The organism is Verrucosispora sp. WMMD1129, assembly GCF_029581255.1.
GTDB classification, from domain to species: Bacteria; Actinomycetota; Actinomycetes; order Mycobacteriales; family Micromonosporaceae; genus Micromonospora; species Micromonospora sediminimaris.
In genome coordinates, this window is record NZ_CP120741.1 from 350,442 (window position 1) to 370,415 (window position 19,974).

Annotated in this window: 14 protein-coding genes; 2 read left to right on the plus strand and 12 right to left on the minus strand. The window is 69.6% G+C overall.

The genetic code is table 11. The annotated features are described in order from the left end of the window. Positions 1–113 precede the first annotated feature (113 nt). The 6 genes from O7624_RS01650 to chvE all read right to left on the minus strand — a co-directional run bounded on the left by O7624_RS01650 (position 114) and on the right by chvE (position 8,006). The gene (locus O7624_RS01650) at positions 114–806 is read right to left on the minus strand and encodes an L-ribulose-5-phosphate 4-epimerase (protein ID WP_232511079.1); all 693 of its coding nucleotides are present in this window, start codon (positions 804–806) and stop codon (positions 114–116) included. Then, positions 803–2,473, minus strand: coding sequence for a ribulokinase (araB, locus tag O7624_RS01655; RefSeq protein ID WP_282238624.1), 1,671 nt, complete (start codon positions 2,471–2,473; stop codon positions 803–805). Before araB ends, O7624_RS01650 begins: the two co-directional genes overlap by 4 nt. Before the next feature lie 167 nt (positions 2,474–2,640). After that, the gene (locus tag O7624_RS01660) at positions 2,641–3,894 is read right to left on the minus strand and encodes an ROK family transcriptional regulator (RefSeq protein ID WP_282238625.1); all 1,254 of its coding nucleotides are present in this window, start codon (positions 3,892–3,894) and stop codon (positions 2,641–2,643) included. 109 nt (positions 3,895–4,003) lie between these two features. Continuing rightward, complete coding sequence (gene mmsB, locus O7624_RS01665; protein WP_093402209.1) at positions 4,004–5,251, minus strand: multiple monosaccharide ABC transporter permease; 1,248 nt, start codon at positions 5,249–5,251, stop codon at positions 4,004–4,006. After that, positions 5,248–6,795 carry a multiple monosaccharide ABC transporter ATP-binding protein gene (gene mmsA / locus O7624_RS01670; RefSeq protein WP_093402208.1) on the minus strand — a complete coding sequence of 516 codons (1,548 nt, stop codon included), beginning with the start codon at positions 6,793–6,795 and terminating at the stop codon, positions 5,248–5,250. The genes mmsB and mmsA overlap by 4 nt, the downstream gene beginning before the upstream one ends. Positions 6,796–6,875: 80 nt before the next feature. Then, positions 6,876–8,006: a multiple monosaccharide ABC transporter substrate-binding protein gene (gene chvE / locus O7624_RS01675; protein ID WP_093402207.1), complete on the minus strand. Its 1,131-nt coding sequence runs from the start codon at positions 8,004–8,006 to the stop codon at positions 6,876–6,878. Positions 8,007–8,511: 505 nt separating this feature from the next. Between chvE and O7624_RS01680 the strand changes: the two genes are divergently transcribed. Then, positions 8,512–9,822, plus strand: a complete 1,311-nt coding sequence (locus tag O7624_RS01680; protein WP_282238626.1) for a hypothetical protein — start codon at positions 8,512–8,514, stop codon at positions 9,820–9,822. Between the two features lie 110 nt (positions 9,823–9,932). Here the strand turns inward: O7624_RS01680 and O7624_RS01685 are convergent, their stop codons facing one another. Both O7624_RS01685 and O7624_RS01690 read right to left on the minus strand, forming a co-directional pair. Next, a complete protein-coding gene (locus tag O7624_RS01685) occupies positions 9,933–12,935 on the minus strand; it encodes a glycoside hydrolase family 95 protein (protein ID WP_282238627.1) in 3,003 nt (1,000 codons plus the stop codon). Between the two features lie 388 nt (positions 12,936–13,323). Beyond that, the gene (locus O7624_RS01690; RefSeq protein ID WP_282238628.1) at positions 13,324–13,659 is read right to left on the minus strand and encodes an L-rhamnose mutarotase; all 336 of its coding nucleotides are present in this window, start codon (positions 13,657–13,659) and stop codon (positions 13,324–13,326) included. A 169-nt stretch (positions 13,660–13,828) separates the two neighbouring features. Here O7624_RS01690 and O7624_RS01695 point away from each other — a divergent pair, with 169 nt between their 5' ends. After that, positions 13,829–14,524, plus strand: coding sequence for a FadR/GntR family transcriptional regulator (locus O7624_RS01695; protein WP_093402460.1), 696 nt, complete (start codon positions 13,829–13,831; stop codon positions 14,522–14,524). A gap of 281 nt (positions 14,525–14,805) precedes the next feature. On the opposite strand, the gene O7624_RS01700 is transcribed toward O7624_RS01695, so the two are convergent. From O7624_RS01700 to O7624_RS01715, 4 genes are all read right to left on the minus strand, one after another. Further along, on the minus strand, positions 14,806–16,134 hold the full coding sequence (locus O7624_RS01700) for an enolase C-terminal domain-like protein (protein ID WP_282240512.1): 1,329 nt from the start codon (positions 16,132–16,134) through the stop codon (positions 14,806–14,808). A gap of 73 nt (positions 16,135–16,207) precedes the next feature. Further along, positions 16,208–17,248, minus strand: a complete 1,041-nt coding sequence (locus O7624_RS01705; protein ID WP_282238629.1) for an ABC transporter permease — start codon at positions 17,246–17,248, stop codon at positions 16,208–16,210. Continuing rightward, positions 17,241–18,782: a sugar ABC transporter ATP-binding protein gene (locus tag O7624_RS01710; protein ID WP_282238630.1), complete on the minus strand. Its 1,542-nt coding sequence runs from the start codon at positions 18,780–18,782 to the stop codon at positions 17,241–17,243. The genes O7624_RS01705 and O7624_RS01710 overlap by 8 nt, the downstream gene beginning before the upstream one ends. Beyond that, positions 18,779–19,843 (minus strand): sugar ABC transporter substrate-binding protein, encoded by a 1,065-nt coding sequence (locus O7624_RS01715; protein WP_093402200.1) that lies wholly within the window; start codon positions 19,841–19,843, stop codon positions 18,779–18,781. Before O7624_RS01715 ends, O7624_RS01710 begins: the two co-directional genes overlap by 4 nt. Between the last annotated feature and the right edge of the window lie 131 nt (positions 19,844–19,974).

Below are 19,974 nucleotides of genomic sequence, written 5' to 3' on the forward strand. Positions count from 1 at the left end.
CTCGGGTGGGGTGCGGTTGTCCACGCCGGCCGCAGAGGTACACGAGCAGCCAGCGCTGGTGGTGCGGAATCTGTGCGTCAGGTGGTGCCAGGCGACCCGGTTCACCGGGTCGGTCAGGAGTTCGCCGGGGGCGAAGAACGTTGGCCGTAGACGTTCTGGTAGCGGTCGTAGAGGGCGTCGATGTCGGCCTGCGCCATCGGCACCGGTTGCCCGAGCGCGCGCGCCAGGTGCGCGGTTCGGGCGACGTCCTCACACATCACCGCGGCCTTGACCGCGGCCCGGGCGTTGCGCCCGATGGTGAAGACGCCGTGGTTGCGCATCAGCACCGCGGGCGATCGGTGCCCGGTGAGCGTGCTGACGATCCCCTTGCCGATATCGTCGCCGCCGATCAGGGCGAACGGGCCCACGGGGATCTCCCCGCCGAACTCGTCGGCCTGCGCGGTGAGGTGGCACGGGATCGACTCGCCCCGCGCCGCCCAGGCGGTGGCGTACGTGCTGTGGGTGTGCACGACGCCGCCCACCTCGGGCATGGCGCGGTAGACGTAGGCGTGCGCCGCGGTGTCGCTCGACGGCGACAGTTCCCCCTCGACCGGCACGCCGTCGAGGTCGCAGAGCACCATGTTGTCGGCCGACAGGTCGTCGTAGTCGACGCCGCTCGGCTTGATCACCATCAGCTCGTGCCCGGGTACCCGGGCGGAGACGTTGCCGGCCGTCCAGGCGACCAGACCGTACCGGGTCAGTTCGCCGTGCAGCCGGGCCACGCTCTCGCGCAATTCGCTGATCTGTCGGCTCACTTCGACGTTCACGCGAAGACCTCCTGCTGCGACGTAGCCGACTCCACAGCCGCGTTGCGGATCGCCCGCAGCCGCAGCATCACGTCGTTGGCCCCGCGACCGAAGTGGTCGTGCAGCGCCCGGTACTCGGCGTAGAGGGCGTCGTAGGCGCGTACCCGGTCCGGGTCCGGCTGGTAGACCGCCGCCGATATCCGCCCCATCGCCTGCGACGCGTGATGGATCGAGGGGTGGGCGCCGGCGGCCACGGCGGCGTGGATCGCCGAACCGAGCGCCGGCCCCTGCGCGGAGCCGATGATGCCCAACGGCCGGTTGGTGACGTCGGCGTAGATCTGCATCAGCAGCTCGTTCGACGTGAGGCCACCGGCGATCACCAGGTCGTCGACCGGCACGCCGGCCTCGACGAACGCCTCGATGATCATCCTGGTGCCGTACGCCGTCGCCTCCAGCAGGGCCCGGTAGATGTCCTCCGGGCGGGTGGCCAGGGTCAGCCCGACGATCAACCCGCTGAGGTCGTGGTTGACCAGCAGCGACCGGTTGCCGTTCCACCAGTCCAGCGCGACCAGGCCGTGCGCGCCGACGGGCTGCGCGGCGGCCAGCTCGGTGAGTCGCTCGTGCGAGTCGACGCCGGCCGGCGCGGCGTGCTTGACGAACCAGCCGAAGATGTCGCCGACACCGCTCTGCCCGGCCTCGTAGCCCCACGCACCGGAGCTGATGCCACCGTCGACCACCCCGCACATGCCGGCCACCTCGGCGAGATCGGTGCCGTTGACCACGTGACAGGTCGAGGTACCCATGATCGCCACCAGCCGGCCCGGGTCGAGCGCCTGGGCGGCGGCCGCGGTCACGTGCGCGTCGACGTTGCCGACCGCGACGGCGATCCCCTCCGGCAGCCCCGTCCAGGCCGCGGCACGGGCGGTGAGTCCACCGGCCCGGGCGGCGAGGGGCATCAGCGGGCCGTCCAGTTTGGCCACGAAGTCACCGAAACCGGGATTGAGCGCGGTGAGGTACTCCGCCGACGGGTAGCTGCCGTCCTGGTGGATGCCCTTGTAGCCGGCGGTGCAGACGTTGCGGGTCTCGACACCGCACAACTGCCAGATGATCCAGTCCGCCGCCTCGATGAACCGCTCGGCCCGGTGGTAGACCTCCGGATCCTCCTCCAGGATCTGCAAGCCCTTGGCGAACTGCCACTCGGCGGAGATCTTCCCGCCGTAGCGACCGATCCAGGGCTCGCCACGTTCGTGGGCCAACGCGTTGATCCGGTCGGCGTGCGGCTGGGCGGCGTGGTGCTTCCAGAGCTTCACCCAGGAGTGCGGACGCTGCCGCAGCTCCGGCACCTCGCACAACGGCGTACCGTCGGCCAGCGTCGGCAGCACGGTGCAGGCGGTGAAGTCGGTGCCGATGCCGACCACGTCGCCCGGGTCGATCCCGGCGGCGGCCACCGCCGCCGGCACCGCGTGGCGCAGCACGTCGCGGTAGTCCTCCGGGTCCTGCAACGCCCAGTCCGGCGGCAGCGGCGTACCCCCGTCCGGCAGCGCTGAGCTGATCACCGCGTTGCGGTACTCGTGCACCGCGGTCCCCAGCTCGGCACCGTCGCGGACGCGGACCACCAGGGCCCGCCCCGACAGGGTGCCGTAGTCGACGCCGACGACGTACTTGTCGCCCGCTGCCACACCGCTCATCTTCACCTCCGGCCGATGACGGACCTCAGTGTTAACGCTCACATCCGATGTCGTCAAGACACCTCCCGGCAACAGCTCCGTAACGGACTGCATGGTCGCAGGCCCACCCGCCGGTCGGCTACCCCATGCCACCGGCCCGACCGCGTCGTCGACGCCGGCCGCCCTGCTCAGACCTGTCGTCGCCGCCGGAAACCCGGCACCGGCGCGGACGTCGGCACGCCGACCTCCGGCGACACCGGTGCGGTCAGCGCCGCCAACGGATCGTCGAGCAGCCGGGCGAAACCGAGTTCCGCCGCGCCGACCAGGGTGGCGTCGTCGCCGAGGGCCGCGGTGCGCAGCCGGACCGTCTCCCGGGCCACCGGCAGCACGTGCCGGGCGATGCGACCGCGTACCTGGGCGGCGGCCCCCGGGTAGAGGTCGCACAGCATCCCGCCGAAGACCACCACACCCGGGTTGAACAGATTGATCAGATTCGCGACCCCGATGCCGAGCCAGTCGCCGATCCGGCGCAGCGCCTCCCGCGCCATCGGATCCCCACGGTCGGCGTCGTCGGCCACCGTCCGGACGGCAGCACGCCCGAACAGCTCGGCGGGCCGACCGGCGGCATCGAGCAGGGCCCGCTCCCCTACCTCCGCCTCCAGGCAGCCGCGCGAGCCGCAACCACAGGGCCGGCCGTCGTACGGGTTGACCACCATGTGCCCCAACTCGCAGCCGTAGCCGCTGCCGCCGCCCAGCAGCCGCCCGCCGACGATGATTCCGCCGCCGACGCCGACGTCACCGTGCAGGTACACGAGATCGTCGAGGCCGACACCCGCGCCGCGCTGCTGTTCCGCCTGCGCACCGAGGTGGGCCTCGTTGCCCACCGACACCGGCAGGCCGAGCCCGAGGCGGCCGCCGAGTTCGTCGCCGAACGCCTGGTCGACCCAACCCAGGTCGGGCCCGTACCGCACCATCCCGTCGCCCGGCCGGATCATGCCGCAGTACGACGCGCCCACGCCGACGCAGCAGGCGCCCGGCGGTGCCGCCCGGTGCAGCTGGCGGCCGAACCGGGCGAGGACCGTGACCACGTCGTGCAGGTCCGGCCCGGCGCGCGGACGCACCGCCTCCCGCCGGTCCAGGATCCTTCCGCCGAGCCCGACCCGGGCAGCGACCAGCCGGTCCACGGCGACATCGAACGCCAGGACGTAGCAGCGCTCGGACGCCGGTCGCACCACAAGTGACGGGCGTCCGGCACGGCCGGTGTCCACCGGTGACTCCTCACCGACGAGACCGAGCCGGCTCAGCTCGGTGGTCAACGCCATGATGGTGCTGCGGTTCAGGCCCATCCGTTCGCTGAGCTCGGCCCGGGACAGCGGGCCGCGGAGATGCACGTGCCGCAGCAGCGCGCCGGCGTTGCGCCGCCGAATCTCCTCCTGGACCAATCCGACCTCCGCAGGTCAGCTCCGAGCGACGCGGAGCCGACCCGAGGAAGTGTTTCCACACCGCGACCCGACGTCAAGCGCCGGCCCGCGCCCCGAAGCTGGCGGTCGCTCAGCGGCTCGCGCCGGCGCGGCGCTTGTTGTAGACGTCGAAGGCCACGGCGACCAGCAGCACGAGGCCCTTGACCACCGACTGCAACGACTGGTCCACACCCATCAGCTGCATCCCGTTGCTCATCACCGCCATGATGAGCCCGCCCACCATCGCGCCGACGACGGTACCGACACCGCCGGTGACCGCCGCGCCGCCGATGAACGCGGCGGCGATCGCGTCGAGTTCGAACATGTTGCCCGCCGCCGGCTGCGCACCGTTGGAGCGGGAGGAGAAGATGATCCCGGCCACCGCGGACAGGAAACCCATGTTCACGAAGATCCAGAAGTTCACCGTGCGGACCTTGACGCCCGACAGCATCGCCGCGGACAGGTTGCCGCCGATCGCGTAGACCTGCCGGCCGAAGACCGTACGCCGGGTGAGCAGCCCGTAGACGAGGACCAGCGCGGCCAGGATGATCAGCACGATCGGCAGGCCACGGGCGTGGGCCAGTTGCCAGGCGAACCACATGACCACGGCACCGACAAGCGCCAGCCGGGCGACGAACAACGCGAAGGACTCGACGGGCTGCTGGTAACGGACGCGCGCCGCGCGGGTACGGAAGCCGCTCACCACGTACCCGGCCACCGCGATGCCGCCGATGAGCAGGGTGAAGGCGTCGTAGCCGTCGCCACCGATGAGTCCGTTGAGGAATCCGGCCGCGATCCGGTTGTACTCGGCCGGGAACGGCGACAGCGAGATGTTGTCGAGCACCCGCAGGGTGAGGCCGCGGAACAGCAGCATGCCGGCGAGGGTCACGATGAAGGCCGGGATGCCGACGTACGCCACCCAGAAGCCGTGCCAGGCACCGACCGCGAGCCCCACCGCCAGGGCGGCCAGCACGCCGACCCACCATGGTTGTCCCTGCCGGATCACGACCACTGCGGAGACCGCGCCGGTCAGCGCCACCACCGAACCGACCGAGAGATCGATGTGCCCGCCGATGATCACGATGACCATGCCGATGGCGAGCACCAGGATGTACGAATACTGAAGGACGATGTTGGTGATGTTGCCCGGGCTCAGCGAGAGACCGTCGGTCAGGAACGCGAACAGGGCGACGATGACGACGAGAGCGACGAAGATGCCGCTCTGCCGCAGATTGTTCAGGATCAGCGTACGTGGGTCGCTGGTGCCGACGTGCAGTGCGGCGGCGGAGGCGCTCTCGGCCGACTTCCGGTCGGTCGAGGAGGGCTTGGTGCTGGTCATCCGACGCTTTCCTTGTCCTTCGCCATGAGTTCCATCAGCTTTTCCTGGGTCGCCTCGGCGACCGGCACCTCGCCGGTGATGCGCCCGGCCGACAACGTGTAGATGCGGTCACACATGCCGAGCAGCTCCGGCAGTTCCGAGGAGATCATGATGACGGCCTTGCCGTCGGCCACCAAGCGGTTGATGATCGTGTAGATCTCGAACTTCGCCCCGACGTCGATCCCCCGGGTCGGCTCGTCCAGGATCAGCACCTCCGGGTCGGTGAACAGCCACTTCGACAGCACGACCTTCTGCTGGTTGCCGCCGGAGAGCTTGCCCACGACCGACATCACGCTCGGCGCCTTGATGTTCATGTCGCGCCGACTGGACTCGGCGACCTTGATCTCCTCGTTGTCGTTCACCCAGCCCAGCCGGGCGAGCCGGCGCAGCCCGGCCGCCGAGACGTTGCGCCGGATGTCCTCGATGAGGTTCAGGCCGAAGCGCTTGCGGTCCTCCGTCGCGTACGCGATGCCGTTGCCGATCGCCTCCGCGACGGTGCGCGCCCTGACCTCCCGGCCGTGCACGAACAGTCGACCGGTGATGTCCCGACCGTACGAGCGCCCGAAGACGCTCATCGCCAGTTCGGTACGACCGGCGCCCATCAGTCCGGCGATGCCGACGACCTCGCCGGCGCGCACGTTCAGGCTCGCGCCGTCGACGACCAGGCGGTCCTGGGTCGGGTGCCGCACCGACCAGTCCTCGATGCGCAGCACCTCCTCCCCCGGCGTGGAGACCCGCTCGGGGTAGAAGCTGTTGATGTCGCGGCCGACCATTCCCCGGATGATCCGTTCCTGGGTCATCTCGCCGGAGGCCATCTCGAGCCGTTCCACCGTCCGCCCGTCCCGCAGCACCGTGGTGGAGTCGGCGATCGAGGTGATCTCGTTGAGCTTGTGCGAGATCATGATGCAGGTGATGCCCTCGTCACGCAGGCGTCGCATCAGGTTGAGCAGGTGGGCCGAGTCGACGTCGTTGAGCGCGGCGGTCGGCTCGTCGAGGATGAGCAGTCGGACCTTCTTGGAGATGGCCTTGGCGATCTCCACGAGTTGCTGCTTGCCCACGCCGAGCTGCACCACCGGCGTGACCGGGTTCTCCGCCAACCCTACCGAGGCGAGCAGTTTCGCCGCCTCGGCGTTGCTGCGGTTCCAGTCGATCAGACCACCGGGCCCGCGCTGCTCGTTGCCGAGGAAGATGTTCTCGGCGATCGACAGGTACGGCACCAGGGCGAGTTCCTGGTGAATGATGACGATGCCCCGCTGCTCGCTGTCGCGGATGCCGCGGAAGTGCACCGGTTCGCCGTCGAGGAGGATCTCGCCGTCGTAGCTGCCGGACGGGTAGACCCCCGAGAGCACCTTCATCAGGGTGGACTTGCCGGCGCCGTTCTCACCGCAGATGGCGTGGATCTCCCCACGGCGTACGGCGAGTGTGACGTCCTGGAGCGCGGCCACGCCCGGGAAGGTCTTGGTGATGCGACGCATCTCGAGGATGTTGTCGTCGGTGCTCACCATCCTGAGCCTCCAGATCGTCGTGGGTGTCAGGGGTGGTGCCGGGCTCGGCCGCGGTAGCGCCGCCGAGCCCGGCGGTGCCGTCAGCCGGCCTGGCCGGCGGCGACCTCCTCGGCGGTGAAGTAGCCCGAGTCGATCAGGACCGGCTTGATGTCGTCCTTGAACACCGTCTGGACCGGCAGCAGGTACGACGGAACGACCTTGACACCGTTGTTGTACGTCTCGGTGTCGTTGGCCTCCGGCGCCTTGTCGGTCAGGAACGCCTCAGCGGCGACGACGGCCTGCTCGGCCAGCAGCCGGGTGTCCTTGAAGATGGTGGAGCTCTGCACCCCGTCGTCGATCAGCTTCACCGAGGCGATCTCGGCGTCCTGGCCGGTCACCACGGGGAAGTCCGCCCCCTTGTAGCCGGCGTTCTGCAGGGCGGTGATGATGCCCCGCGACAACCCGTCGTACGGCGACAGCACGCCGTCGACCTTGGTGCCGCCGGTGTAGCTGGAGGTGAGCAGGTCCTCCATCCGCTTCTGCGCGGCCTCCTGCTGCCAGCGCAGGATCGCCACCTGTTCGATGTTGGTCTGCCCGGAGGTCACCTTCAGGGTGCCGTCGTCGATGAACGGCTTGAGGGTGTCCATCGCCCCGTCGAAGAAGAAGTGGGCGTTGTTGTCGTCGAGCGATCCGGCGAACAGCTCGATGTTGAACGGGCCCTTCGCCTCGCCCCGCGCGCCGTCCTTGGTCTGCACGCCGAGACCGACCAGCAGTGCGGTCGCCTGGGCGACACCGACCTTGTAGTTGTCGAAGCTGACGTAGAAGTCGACGTTCGGGCTGTCCCGGATGAGCCGGTCATAGGCGATCACCGGGATGTCGGCGTCGGCCGCCGCCTGCAACTGCCCGCTCAGCGCCGTGCCGTCGATCGCCGCGATGATGAGCACGTCGGCACCCCGAGTGATCATCTGGTCGACCTGCTGGGACTGGGTGGGGATGTCGTCACCGGCGTACTGGAGGTCGACCTGGTAGCCCTTGGCTTCGAGCTTCTCCTTGACCGAGTTGCCGTCCGCGATCCACCGCTCGGAGGTCTGGGTCGGCATCGAAACGCCGATGGTCAGGTCGCCGGGCTGGTCGCTGTCGTTTCCGCCGCTGCCGGCGCCGTCGCCGCTACAGGCCGCCATGCTCAGCGCCAGGGCGGCGCTACCGAGAGCGGCCAGGACTCTTCTGTTCACTGGCTTCCCCAATCTGGAACTCGCGCCGTCGCACCGGCTGCGCGGGTCGCACTTGGGGCCCAAGTGTTAGCGCTCACAATGCCTAGGTCAACACCTGGTTGGAAATACTGCGGTCACGGTCTCGTAACGAACGCCCCGCTCCCCCATCCGGCCGAATCGCCGCAGGTCAGAGCGGCGATCACGAGGTGCGACCAGGGCGTCGCGCGGACCTACCGGACGGCGATCATCGACGTCAGAGAATACGGCAAGCCCGGGGCGGCGAAAACCCCAGGGCCGAGTGCCGTCCACACCCGACCGTGGCCGCCGGGTGGACCGGCGGCGAGCCGGCGATTCTCCCGAAGATGTGAACAGTCGGTTTCGACCCCGTCACCAAAGGCGGCCTTGACATCGACCCGACCGACGCCGATGCTCTGCTAAATCAGTTTAGCGCCCGCTGATTCGGAGCTCGACAGAGCCGCTCCGGCGCGCAGCCGGACCAGACGGACGCGTCCAACGAGGAGGGCCGATGAGACTGCGCAGGACGCTCGTCTCCGTCACCGCGGTGCTGCTGCTGGCCACATCCGGCACGGCCGCCTATGCCGCGACCAGGGATCACGGCGGCGGCACCGGTGGCATCCGCAGCGTCACCCCCATCACCACGGTCTACACCTACGGCCAGAAGGTCTCGGCCGTCGCCGTCGAGTACGGCGCGACGGTCAACCCCCGCAAGCTCGACAACTCGACCTTCGCGGTCTCCGACACCAGCTACAACTTCCGCTTCAACCCGATCGAGGATCTGCCCAAGCTGACCGAGCGGAAGATCACCCACACCTATACCAACAGCAGCGCCACCGTCCGCGCCGACCGCCGGTCCGTACCGGGCCGGTTCGTCATCGTCGAGTTGGACCCGGACCAGAACGCCGGCTGGACGGTCATCGTCTCCAAGTGCCCGACGTTCCTGTGCATGGTGAAGGTGAACCCTGAGCTGCCGACCCGGGTGACCCAGCGCAAGGACGTGCACGCCCAGCCGGGCAAGGGCAAGGGCGCCGGGCCGGTGCTGGCCAAGGGAGCGCCGCGTACCTCGCACGGTGTCACGGAGGCACCGGTGAACCTGCTTGTCGACGAGTTCCGTTACGGCTCGTACCTCAGTGGCGGCATGGTGCTGCCGTACCACTACCACCTGCCGAAGAACTACCAGCCCGGCCGGGAGTACCCGCTGATGGTCGTTCTGCCCGGGCACGGCATGGGCTGGGACGGCGACAACACGGGCGTACAGATCGCCGCCGACATCCCGGCGACGGCCTGGCTCCAGCCGAGCGTCACCGGCAGCCGTGAGGACGTCATCGTGCTCGCCCCGCAGAACCAGCGGGTGGGCGACGTGGCCGAGGCGGAGCTGCTGGTCAAGCTGGTGGAGCAGTTCAGCAAGGACCACGCGGTGGACACCGAGCGGGTGTACGCCACCACGGTCTCGTACGGCTCGCGGCTGTTGTGGGAGGCGTACGCCAAGCGCCCCGACCTGTTCACCGCCGGCCTGGTCACCGGCGGGTTCCAGGTGAGCACCAGCCAGGCGGAGGCCATCGCCGCCGCCGAGATCCCGCTGTGGATCACCCACGGCGTCAACGACCACCTGCTGAACATCTCGCTGGCCCGCAACTCGCGGGCGGCGCTGCGATCGGCGTACGAGGCGCAGGGCAAGACGCCCGAGCAGATCGCCGAGTTGCTGCACTACACCGAGTACGACAACGAGGCGTTCACGCTGCCCGACTACCACGCGGCCTACGGTCCGACGTACGACGACCAGAGCATCCTGCAGTGGCTGCTGGCCCAACGAAAGTGAGTGCCGGCCGGTACTGAGCACACCGGGCTCGCCGGCCGCGACATCCCGTCGCGGCCGGCGAGCCCGATCTGTTGCCGCCCGGCGGCGAGTCGGAGACCCGCCCTCGGCCGTCAGCTGCCGATCGCGATGGCGAAGATGTGCATGGTCGGTACGTTGGCCGCCGGACGTGCGCTGATGTTCGGCAGTTCCACCCGGGCCACCGGCTTGTTCTGCAACCCCACCCCGACGTAGTAGACGCAAGCGGTGGTGTTGTGCCGCTGGTTGCCGGGCCGGTTCTGGTACGCCATCACGACGGCGGCGGTGCCACCGGCGTGGGGGCCGCCGTACCAGTCGGGGGTGCTCAGCGTGAACGTCTGCCGGGTGCCGTCGGCGTAGACCACCGCGGCCGTGCCCGACACGGCCCCGTAGGTGCCGGTCGCGAGGAACCCGAGCGTACGGCCCGTGCCGGTCAGCCCGATCGACTGCCCGGAGGCGATGGCGTTGTCCGCGCCGCCCGGCGCGACGTTGGGCCAGCGGAAGGTGACCCCGTTGCGGCTCACCGTGCTGCCCGGCGTCACCCCGGCCTGGGCCAGGGCCTGCGCGGAGAGGGTGGCGCCATTGCCGTCGAAGTTGCCGGCGCCGGTGTTGTTGTCGTTTGTGGTGCTGACGTTTGTGAAGCTCTGCTCCAGCGGCGGTGCGGTGGGCGTGCCGCCGGAGCCGGTGGCCCGGTAGGTGCGCCCCGCCTCGACGGTGACCTCGATCAGGTCGTTCTCGACCTTCGTGGTCCGGGCCGGGGTGCCGTCAGCGGCATCGACAACGGTGTGGTCGCCGGTGAACATCCGGCCCCGCAGCCGGACGGTGCCGGCCCGGTCCGGCCGGACGAGGATCTCGGTGGCCTGGCCGTTGCTCCAGGTGATGCCGACGGTGTGACCGCCCCGACCGCGCAGTCCGCTGACCCGTCCGCTGGGCCAGGCCGCCGGCAGGGCCGGCAGGATGTGCAGCTCACCGACGTGGCTGTGCAGCAACATCTCGGCGATGCCGGCGGTGGCGCCGAAGTTGCCGTCGATCTGGAACGGCGGGTGCAGGTCGAACATGTTCGGCGCGAGCCGGGCCGGGGTGGCGAGGAAGCGGATCAGGTCATGGGCGCGGTTGCCTTCCTCCATGCGGGCCCAGAAGTTGATTTTCCAGGCGAGCGACCAGCCGGTGCCGTCGTCACCCCGGATCTCCAGAGTGCGGCGGGCCGCCTCGAAGAGTTGTGGGGTGCCTCGCCGGGTGATCTGGTTGCTGGGCGCCAGCCCGTAGAGGTGCGAGATGTGCCGGTGGTTCCGCTCGGTCTCGACCCAGTCGTACAGCCACTCCATGATGTTGCCGCGCGACCCGATGCGGTTCGGCGCGAGCCGGTCCCGGGTGGCCCGGACCTGCGCCCGGAAGGTGGCGTCGGTGTTGAGGATCTCGCTGGCTCGGGCGCACCCGTCGAAGAGGTCCCGCAGGATCTGGTTGTCCATCGTGGGCCCGGCGCACACGCTGGCGTCGGCGTGGTGACCGATCTCCGGCGAGTTCGACGGGTTGGTCACCAGGTAGCCGAGGCTCGGCTCGGTCACCAGGGTGTCGAGGAAGAACTGCGCCGCACCCTTCATCGCCGGGTAGTTCGCCCGGAGGAACTCGACGTCCCCGGTGAACAGGTAGTGGTCCCAGATCAGGGTGGCCAGCCAGGCGCCGCCGGTCTGCCACATGCCCCAGAAGGCACCGTCGACCACCGAGGTGGCGCGCCAGGCGTCGGTGTTGTGGTGGGTGACCCAGCCGCCCGCGCCGTACTGCACCTGGGCGGTGCGGGCCCCGGCCACCGCGAGATCCCTGACCATGTCGAAGACCGGTGCGTGGCACTCGGAGAGGTTCGTGGTGTTGGCCGGCCAGTAGTTCATCGGCAGGTTGGCGTTGATCGTGTACTTCGAGTCCCAGGCCGGCGTGAGGGAATCGTTCCAGATGCCCTGGAGATTGGCCGGCTGGGTGCCCGGCCGGGAGGACGAGATCAGCAGGTACCTACCGAACTGGAACAGCAGCGCGGAGAACTGCGGATCGTTGACGCTGTTGTGCTGCGCGATCCGCACGTCGGTCGGCTGGTCCGCGGCGGAGGTACGGCCCAGGTCGAGGCTGACCCGCCCGAACAGCGCCTGGTAGTCGGCGACGTGCCGAGCGCGCAACTGGTCGTAGCTGCTGGCCCGGGCGGCGGTGAGGTGGCGCCGCGCGATGCCCTGGTAGTCGCCGCCGACGTTGCGGTAGTTGACGTAGCTGGAACCGATCGAGACCAGCAGGGTCACGCTTGTGGCGCCGGTGACCCGCAACGTGCCACCGGAACTGCTCACGGTGCCGCCGCTGACCGTGGCGTTGGCCAGCGCCAGGAAACGCACCGCACCGTTGACGCCCTCCTGATTGCCGGAGACCCCGTCAAGGGCGATCGTGCTGCCGTCCGGGCTGGAGGCGGAGGTCCGCTGCGGACTGTCGAAAGTGGCGGTGAAGGTGATCGAGCTGGCCCGGCCGGCGGTCAGCCGCATCGCGATGACCTGGTCCGGCGCGCTGGCGAACGTCTCCCGCTGGTACCGCACGCCGTTCATCACGTACGACACGCTTGTCGTCGCGGTGGTGAGGTCCAGCTGTCGGTTGTACTGCGACGCCCCGCCGGAGGTCGGGAAGGCCAGCCGGAGGTTGCCGACCGTCTGGTACGCCAACTGCCCGACCGGGTTGCCGAGCATGGTCTGATTGATCAGGTTCTGAGCCTGGGTCCACTGATTGGCGAAGACGAGACGCCGGATCTCGGCCAGCGCGCCCAGGCCACGGGGGTTGCTCGGGTCGTGCGGTCCGCCGGCCCAGACGGTGTCCTCGTTGAGCTGTAACCGCTCCGCGTCGACGTTGCCGAAGACCATGGCGCCGAGCCGGCCGTTGCCGATCGGCAGCGCCCGCAACCAGTCGGTGCCGGCGGCCTCGTCGTACCAGAGCGCCAGGTCACCGGCGGCCAACACCTGTGGCGGTGCCGCCGAGTCCGCACGGGCCGCGGCGGTCCACGGCAGCGGCAGCAGGGCTCCACCCGCACCTGCCGCACCGATCTTGAGGGCCTGCCGTCGAGTCAGGTCTGACATCGATCCTCCAACCGAGACCGATCCGGCCATGCGAAGCCTCACTGATCGCCGGCAGACCCAGAACGGCCCAGACGTCTGATGTGTTTCGCGTAGGTTACCGCCGAGCAAGCCGATAGGCAACGGTCGATCCAGGCATCGGAACGACGCGTTCACCAAGCGGTCGATGCCGCTTCCACCAGGTGTTCTAGGGCCTGGAGACAGGGTGATCCCGCTCCCGTCGGCCGCCCCGGTAGACCGGAGCACACACCGAACGGGAAGCTCGACTAGCCATATTCATCAGATGAGCTGCCGGTCGGATCGGCGTCAGCGCCGGTCCGTCGCGCCGCGCTCAGGCGACACGGTGCGCAGGACAGCCGCCCACCAGTCAGGGGTGTTCCGGTCGGACAGGTCAGGGCACCTCCTCGGTCAGGTGCCAGATCTCCTGCATCGGGGCCCACCAGTGCCCCGATCCGGGTTCGGCGAGAGACTCCTGGCAGGGGTCGGTCAGCTTCCACCACGCCTGCGTCTGCGGGTCGTCGGCCATCCGACGCTGGTCCGCGTCATGATCGTCGCCGACGTACTCGTAGTAGCCGAACAACAGGTCGCCGTGGAGGAAGATGGTGAAGTTGCGGATGTTCCCGTCGCGCAGCGTCTGCTCGACAGCGGGCCAGACCGCGGCGTGCAGCCGCAGGTAGGTTTCCCGGTGCTCCGGCCTGAGCCGGATCACCATGCCGTAACGTCGCACGTCACATCCTCCGGCGAGGTCGGTTGATCCTGGTCCCGGTAGCCGCACCTCGAGCGAGCAGCGTCGCCGACAAACGTCCGATGTCTCTATAGTGGTGGGGGTCGCCGGTGCCCCTCACGGGCATCGGGTGCAGGCCGGCGTCCGGCTGACCCGTCCGAAGGGGGCGCGCATGGCACTTACCGACGACGCGATCGCGAAGATCCGGAGCATGATCCAGAGCGGTGAGCTGCCCCCGGGGACGCGGTTGCCACCGGAGCCGCAACTGGCCGCCCAGATGGGGCTCTCCCGAAGTGGCGTCCGGGAAGCGGTGAAGGTGCTCGAATCGGCTCGGGTGCTCGACGTGCGACGCGGCGACGGGACGTACGTGACAAGCCTCGCCCCCCGGCTGTTGCTGCAAGGGCTCGGCGTCGCGGTGGAGTTGCTGCGTGACGACACCCTCCTGGAGGTCATGGAGGTACGCCGGATGCTGGAGCCGATGGCGACCGGCCTGGCGGCGTTGCGGATGACCGACGCCGACCTCGACGAGCTGGGCCGGATCCTGGAGGACATGCGCGCGGCGGCCGACGACGCCGAGAAGCTGATCCAGTTCGACACCGCGTTCCACCACACCGTCGTCGCCACGACCGGCAACGAGACCCTCACCTCGCTGCTGGACGGGCTCTCCGGCCGTACGCTGCGGGCCCGGGTGTGGCGCGGGTTGATAGAGGGCAACGCGGCGCACCAGACCATCGAGGAGCACCACACGATCTACCTCGCGTTGCGCGCGCGTGACCAGTTGCTGGCACAGGCCAGCGCCCTGCTGCACGTCAACACCTCCGAGGCGTGGCTGCGCACCGTGCTCGCCGCGACGTCGGCGGACGGGTAGACACCGCCCGGCGCGGACCGGGGGTCTGTCGGAATCGCTCCGACGGTCGTCCGGACCGGGGCGGAGGCCGGCCGCCGGCACGCCCCGCCGGGTCTGCCTTGTCGGCGGTGTCCGAGGACCCGCGGTCAGCCGGATCGGATGGGGCGGACCGACTGAGTCGAGCCAGACATCAGACGACCCACGCCGGACGGCGGCGTGGCCGAGGAACTCGGCGGCCTCGTCGGGACGGCAGCGGCCGCCCCGCACCAGTACGGTGCCGTACCGCCCGGCCGCAACACTGATCATGTCTGCCGTGCTCCCGCCATGACCGACGCGTCCGCCCACGCCGGGCCGCCCGGGAAGCGGTACTGCGCCAACGAGTCGGGCAGGATCCGGGCGCTCATGCCGGGCGCGTCGGGCGCGAGGTAACGTCCGCCACTGACGCGTACCGGATCGACGAAGTGCTCGTGCAGGTGATCGACGTACTCGATGGCCCGGTTCTCGGTGCTACCGCTGAGCGCGACGAAGTCGAACATGGCCAGGTGCTGCACCAGCTCGCACAGTCCCACTCCCCCGGCGTGCGGGCAGACCGGCACCCCGAACTTCGCGGCGAGCAGCAGGATCGCCAGGTTCTCGTTGACACCGGCCACCCGGCAGGCGTCGATCTGCACCACGTCGACGGCGTCGGCCTGGAGCAGCTGCTTGAACATGACCGCGTTGTGCACGTGCTCGCCGGTGGCCACCTTGACCGGGGCGAGCGCCTTGCGGACGGCACCGTGCCCGAGCACGTCGTCCGGCGAGGTCGGCTCCTCGATCCAGTACGGGTCGAACTCGGCCAGCTCCCGCATCCAGCGGATCGCCTCGGGCACACCCCAGATCTGGTTCGCGTCGACAGCGATCCGGATGTCCGGGCCGACGGCCCGTCGCGCGATGCCCATCCGGCGGATGTCGTCGGTCAGGTTCCCGCCCACCTTGAGCTTGATCAGCCGGTAGCCGGCCGCGACCGCCTCCCGGCAGAGCCGGGCCAGCTTCTCGTCGTCGTAGCCCAGCCAGCCGGGGGTGGTGGTGTACGCCGGGTAGCCTTCGGCCCGTAGCCGCCGCTCGCGCTCGGCCCGCCCACCCTCGGCGGCTCGCAGCAACGCCGCCGCCTCGTCCTCGGTGAGGGCGTCGCGCAGGTAGCGGAAGTCGACCTGGGCGACCAGTTGCTCCGGGGTGAGGTTGGCGAGCAGCTGCCACAGTGGCTTCTCCGCCCGCCGGGCCGCGAGGTCCCACACCGCGTTGACCAGACCGCCGGCGGCCATGTGCACGACCCCCTTCTCCGGCCCGAGCCAGCGGATCTGGCTGTCGCCGACGAGCTGGCGGGCCAGTGCCCCCGGATCGGCGACCAGCTCGTCGACCGGCTGGCCGACCACCATCGGGGCGAGTGCCTGCACCGCCGCGACCTGGAGGTCGGTGCCCCGGCCCACGGTGAAGACCAGCCCGTGTCCCTCGGCATCGGCCGAGGTGCGCAGCACCACGTACGCGGCGGAGTAGTCGGGGAACGGGTTCATCGCGTCCGACCCGTCGCGATGCCGGGAGGTGGGGAACCGTACGTCGATGGTCTCTACGGACGAGATGCGCTCACTCACCAGTAACTCCTGAGGGGTCGAGCAGGTGGGCCTGGTTGCCTGCCTCGCGTTGGGCCCGGCCGACGGGCGGGCCGCCTCACGTCTGCGCCTTGCCTCCGGTGATGCGGGAGACCACCAGGGCCACCAGGATGACGGTGCCGTTGAGGAAGTTCGTCCACTGCGCAGGCACCCCGGCCAGGGTCAACACATTTATGATCATGAACAGCAGCAGGACGCCGGTGAAGGCGCCGAAGACGCTGCCCTTACCGCCGTTGAGGCTGACGCCGCCGATCACCGCCGCCGCGAAGACCTGGAAGATGGCGCCGCTGCCCTGGGCCGACGGCACCGCCGCAAGCCGGCCGCTGATCAGCAGACCGGCGAGCGCCGCGAGCACACTGGCCACGATGAGCGTCAACCAGAGCACCCGGTCGGTACGGATACCCGCCGCCCGGGCCGCGTCGGCGTTGCCGCCGATCGCGTACAACGCCCGACCCGCCCGGGTGTAACCGAGAACGACGATCCCGGCGGCGAACAGCAGCAGCGACAGCCAGATCGAGGCCGGTACGCCGACCCAGGTGGCGGAGCCGAGATAGGTCATCGACTCGGGCAGCATGAAGAAGGTCTGACCACCGGAGATCCCGGTGAGCAGGCCGCGCAGGACGATCAGCATGCCCAGCGTGACGACGAAGCCGTTGAGGCCGAAGCGGACGATGAGCAGCCCGTTGAAGGCGCCGACGAGAGCGCCGACGAGCAGCACGACCGGGACCGCCCAGGCGTCCGGTAGCACGTCGAGGCCGAGACCCCGGGTCAACGCGGGGTCCACCACCAGCCAGGCGGCGATACCCGGGGCCAGGCCGAAGGTGGACTCCAGCGACAGGTCCATCTTGCCGGTGATCAGCACGATGGTCTGGGCGAGGACCACGATCGCGATCTCCGACATGCTCTGCAGCACGTTGATGATGTTGTCGGGGCTGAGGAAGACCGGGCTGACGACGGACCCGACGATCGCGACCGCGATGATCGCCGGCACCAGCGCCAGGTCCCGTAGCCGGGCGATGGCCAGGCTCCGTGATGCGGCGGCCCGGGGTGGTGGTGGCGTTTCGGCCGGCCGCGCGGTGGTGGAGAGCGTCTCAGACATGGTGGAGATCCACCCCTTCCATGGCGGCTACCAGCTCGTTGTCGCTCCAGCCGTGGGCCAGCTCGCGGACCACCCGCCCCTGGAACATCACCAGTACGCGATCACAGATCCGTAGGTCGTCGAGTTCGTCGGAGACGACAAGCACGCTGGTACCGCGACGGCGTACCTCCTCGACGACACCGAGCAGGGTCTGTTTGGAGCGCACGTCCACCCCGGCGGTCGGGGTGATCAGCACCAGCAGCTTCGGATCGCTGGCCAGTGCCCGACCCATGACCACTTTCTGCTGGTTGCCCCCGGACAGCTCGGAGACCGGCACCTGCGGCCCGGCGGCCTTGATCGCCAGTTCGGTGATGGTGTCCCGGGCCAGGGCGTCACGCCGGGCCGGCGAGATGAGGCCCCGCCGGCCGATCCGATGCGGCACGGTCATGGTGACGTTCTCGGCGATGGACAGCAGTGGCACCAGCCCTTCGCGGTGCCGGTCCTGCGGCACCAGCCCGACACCCGCGTCGAGGGCGTCGGGCACGCTGCCGGGCCGCAGCGCACGCCCGTCGACAACGACCGTCCCGTCCGCTGGCCGGGCCAGGCCGACGATCGCTTCGGCCACCTCGACCTTGCCGCTGCCACCGCCGCCCGCGATGCCGACCACCTCGCCCGCTTGGACCTCGACGGACAGCTCGGCGCCGGAGGTGGTGACCAGATCGCGTACGGCGAGCAGCACCGGCGCGTCGGCGAGCAGCGGCCGGTGGTCGGCCTCGGGCATGGTCACGTCCTCGCCGGTCATCGCGGCCACCAGTGCGGGTCGGCTCAGCTGCGCCACCGGGGCGGTGACGATGTGCCGGGCATCGCGGAAGACCGTCACCTGGTCGCAGATCTCGTAGATCTCCTGAAGGTGATGGCTGATGAACAGGAAGGTCACGCCCTGCGCCCGCAGCTGCCGGATCCGGGTGAACAGCCGATTGATGCCAGCCCCGTCGAGCTGGGCGGTCGGCTCGTCGAGGATGATGAACCGAGCGCCGAAGGAGAGCGCCCGGGCGATCTCGACGAACTGCCGCTGCTCGACGGAGAGCGTCGACGCGGGCTGGCGCACGTCGACCTCCACCGACCACTCCGCCAGCAACTGCTCGGCCGCGCGGCGCAGCCGCGACCAGCGGATCAACCCGGCCCGACCGCGGGCGTGCCGGTTGAGGAAGAGGTTCTCCGCCACGGTGAGCGTGCCGATGATCGTGGACTTCTGGTAGACGCAGGCCACCTGCTTGCGCCAGGCGTCGCGGTCGCCGAGCGGCGGCGCCGGACGCCCGTCGAAGGCCACCGCTCCGTCGTCGGCCGCCTGCAAGCCGGTGAGAATGCTGACCAGTGTGGACTTGCCGGCGCCGTTGCGCCCGACCAGGGCGTGGGTCTCGCCGCGACGGACCACGATCCCCGCGTCGGCCAGCGCCACCGTCGACCCGAATCGTTTGGTGATGCGCACGGCCTCGACGACGGGCTGGCCGGCATCGCCCAGCCCGTCGGCCGACCCACTCGGGGTGACGCTCATGCGTTGTTGCCCCACAGGGACGGGTCGTCGAACTTGAGGGTGGGTTCCCCCGCGATCGGCGCACCGTCAAGCGTCACCAGTGGCGCCGGCAGTTGGTCCTCCAGCAGGCCGTCGCGCACCTGGATGATGTTGCTGCCGTGCTCGGTCGGGCCAGGCTGGAACGTCTTGCCCTCGATCGCCGCCTGCACGTACTCCAGGCCGTACTTGGCGTAGAGGTCGGCCGGCTGGCTGACCGTGGCGTCGATCAGCCCTTCGCCGATGTTCTTCAGCTCCTCGGGAATGCCGTCGTTGGAGACCACGAAGACGTGCTTCGCATCGCTCGGCGGTACCTGGAGACCGCGCTGCTTGAGGATCTGAAGGGTCCCGGACAGGGCGAACGAGGACTGCATGTAGATGCCCTTGATGTCCGGGTCCGACGCGAAGCGGGTCTGGAGCTTCGACGCCGCCACGTCGGCCTTCCAGTCGGTGGCCTCGCCGAAGACGGTGATGTCCGGGAACTGTTGCTGCATGCACTCGTTGAACGCCTCGGTACGGTCCCGACCGTTGATCGAGTCGAGGCCGCCCTGGAGCATCACGACCTTGCCCTTGCCCCCGAGTTTGGTGCCGAGGAACTGACACGCCTTGATGCCGTAGGCGCGGTTGTCGGCTCGGACGACCATGAACACGTTGCCGGTGTCCGGCCGGGTGTCGATGGTGACCACCGGGATCTTCTTGCTGTCCAGTTGGGACAGGGTCGGCGCGATGGCGGCCGTGTCCTGCGGCGCCATCACCACACCCTTGACGCCCTGGCTGATGAAGGTCTGGGTGTTCGAGATCAGGTTGGCGATGTCGTTCTGCGAGTTCGTCGTCTTGACCTCGACGCCCAACTCGTCGGCGAACTGCGGGACGTACTTGATGTAGGAGTTCCAGAAGTCCGTGTCGGAGCGGGGGTAGTCAACCCCGATGACCTGCGAGCCGCCCGATCCGGTCCCGTCGGCCGCGCCGTCACCGCAGGCCGCCAGGGAGGCCGACACGCCGAGCAGCAGCGTCAGCCCCACGCTCGTCAATGCCCTGTTTCTCATTGTCGTTCCTCCATATCCGGGACGTCACCGCAGGTGCGTCGTCGCGACCGGGTCCGGTCGCGGCAACGCGCGTGTCGGACGTGATGTGCGAAGGGTTCATGGGGTGGCGATGGTCCACCGCAGATCGCCGC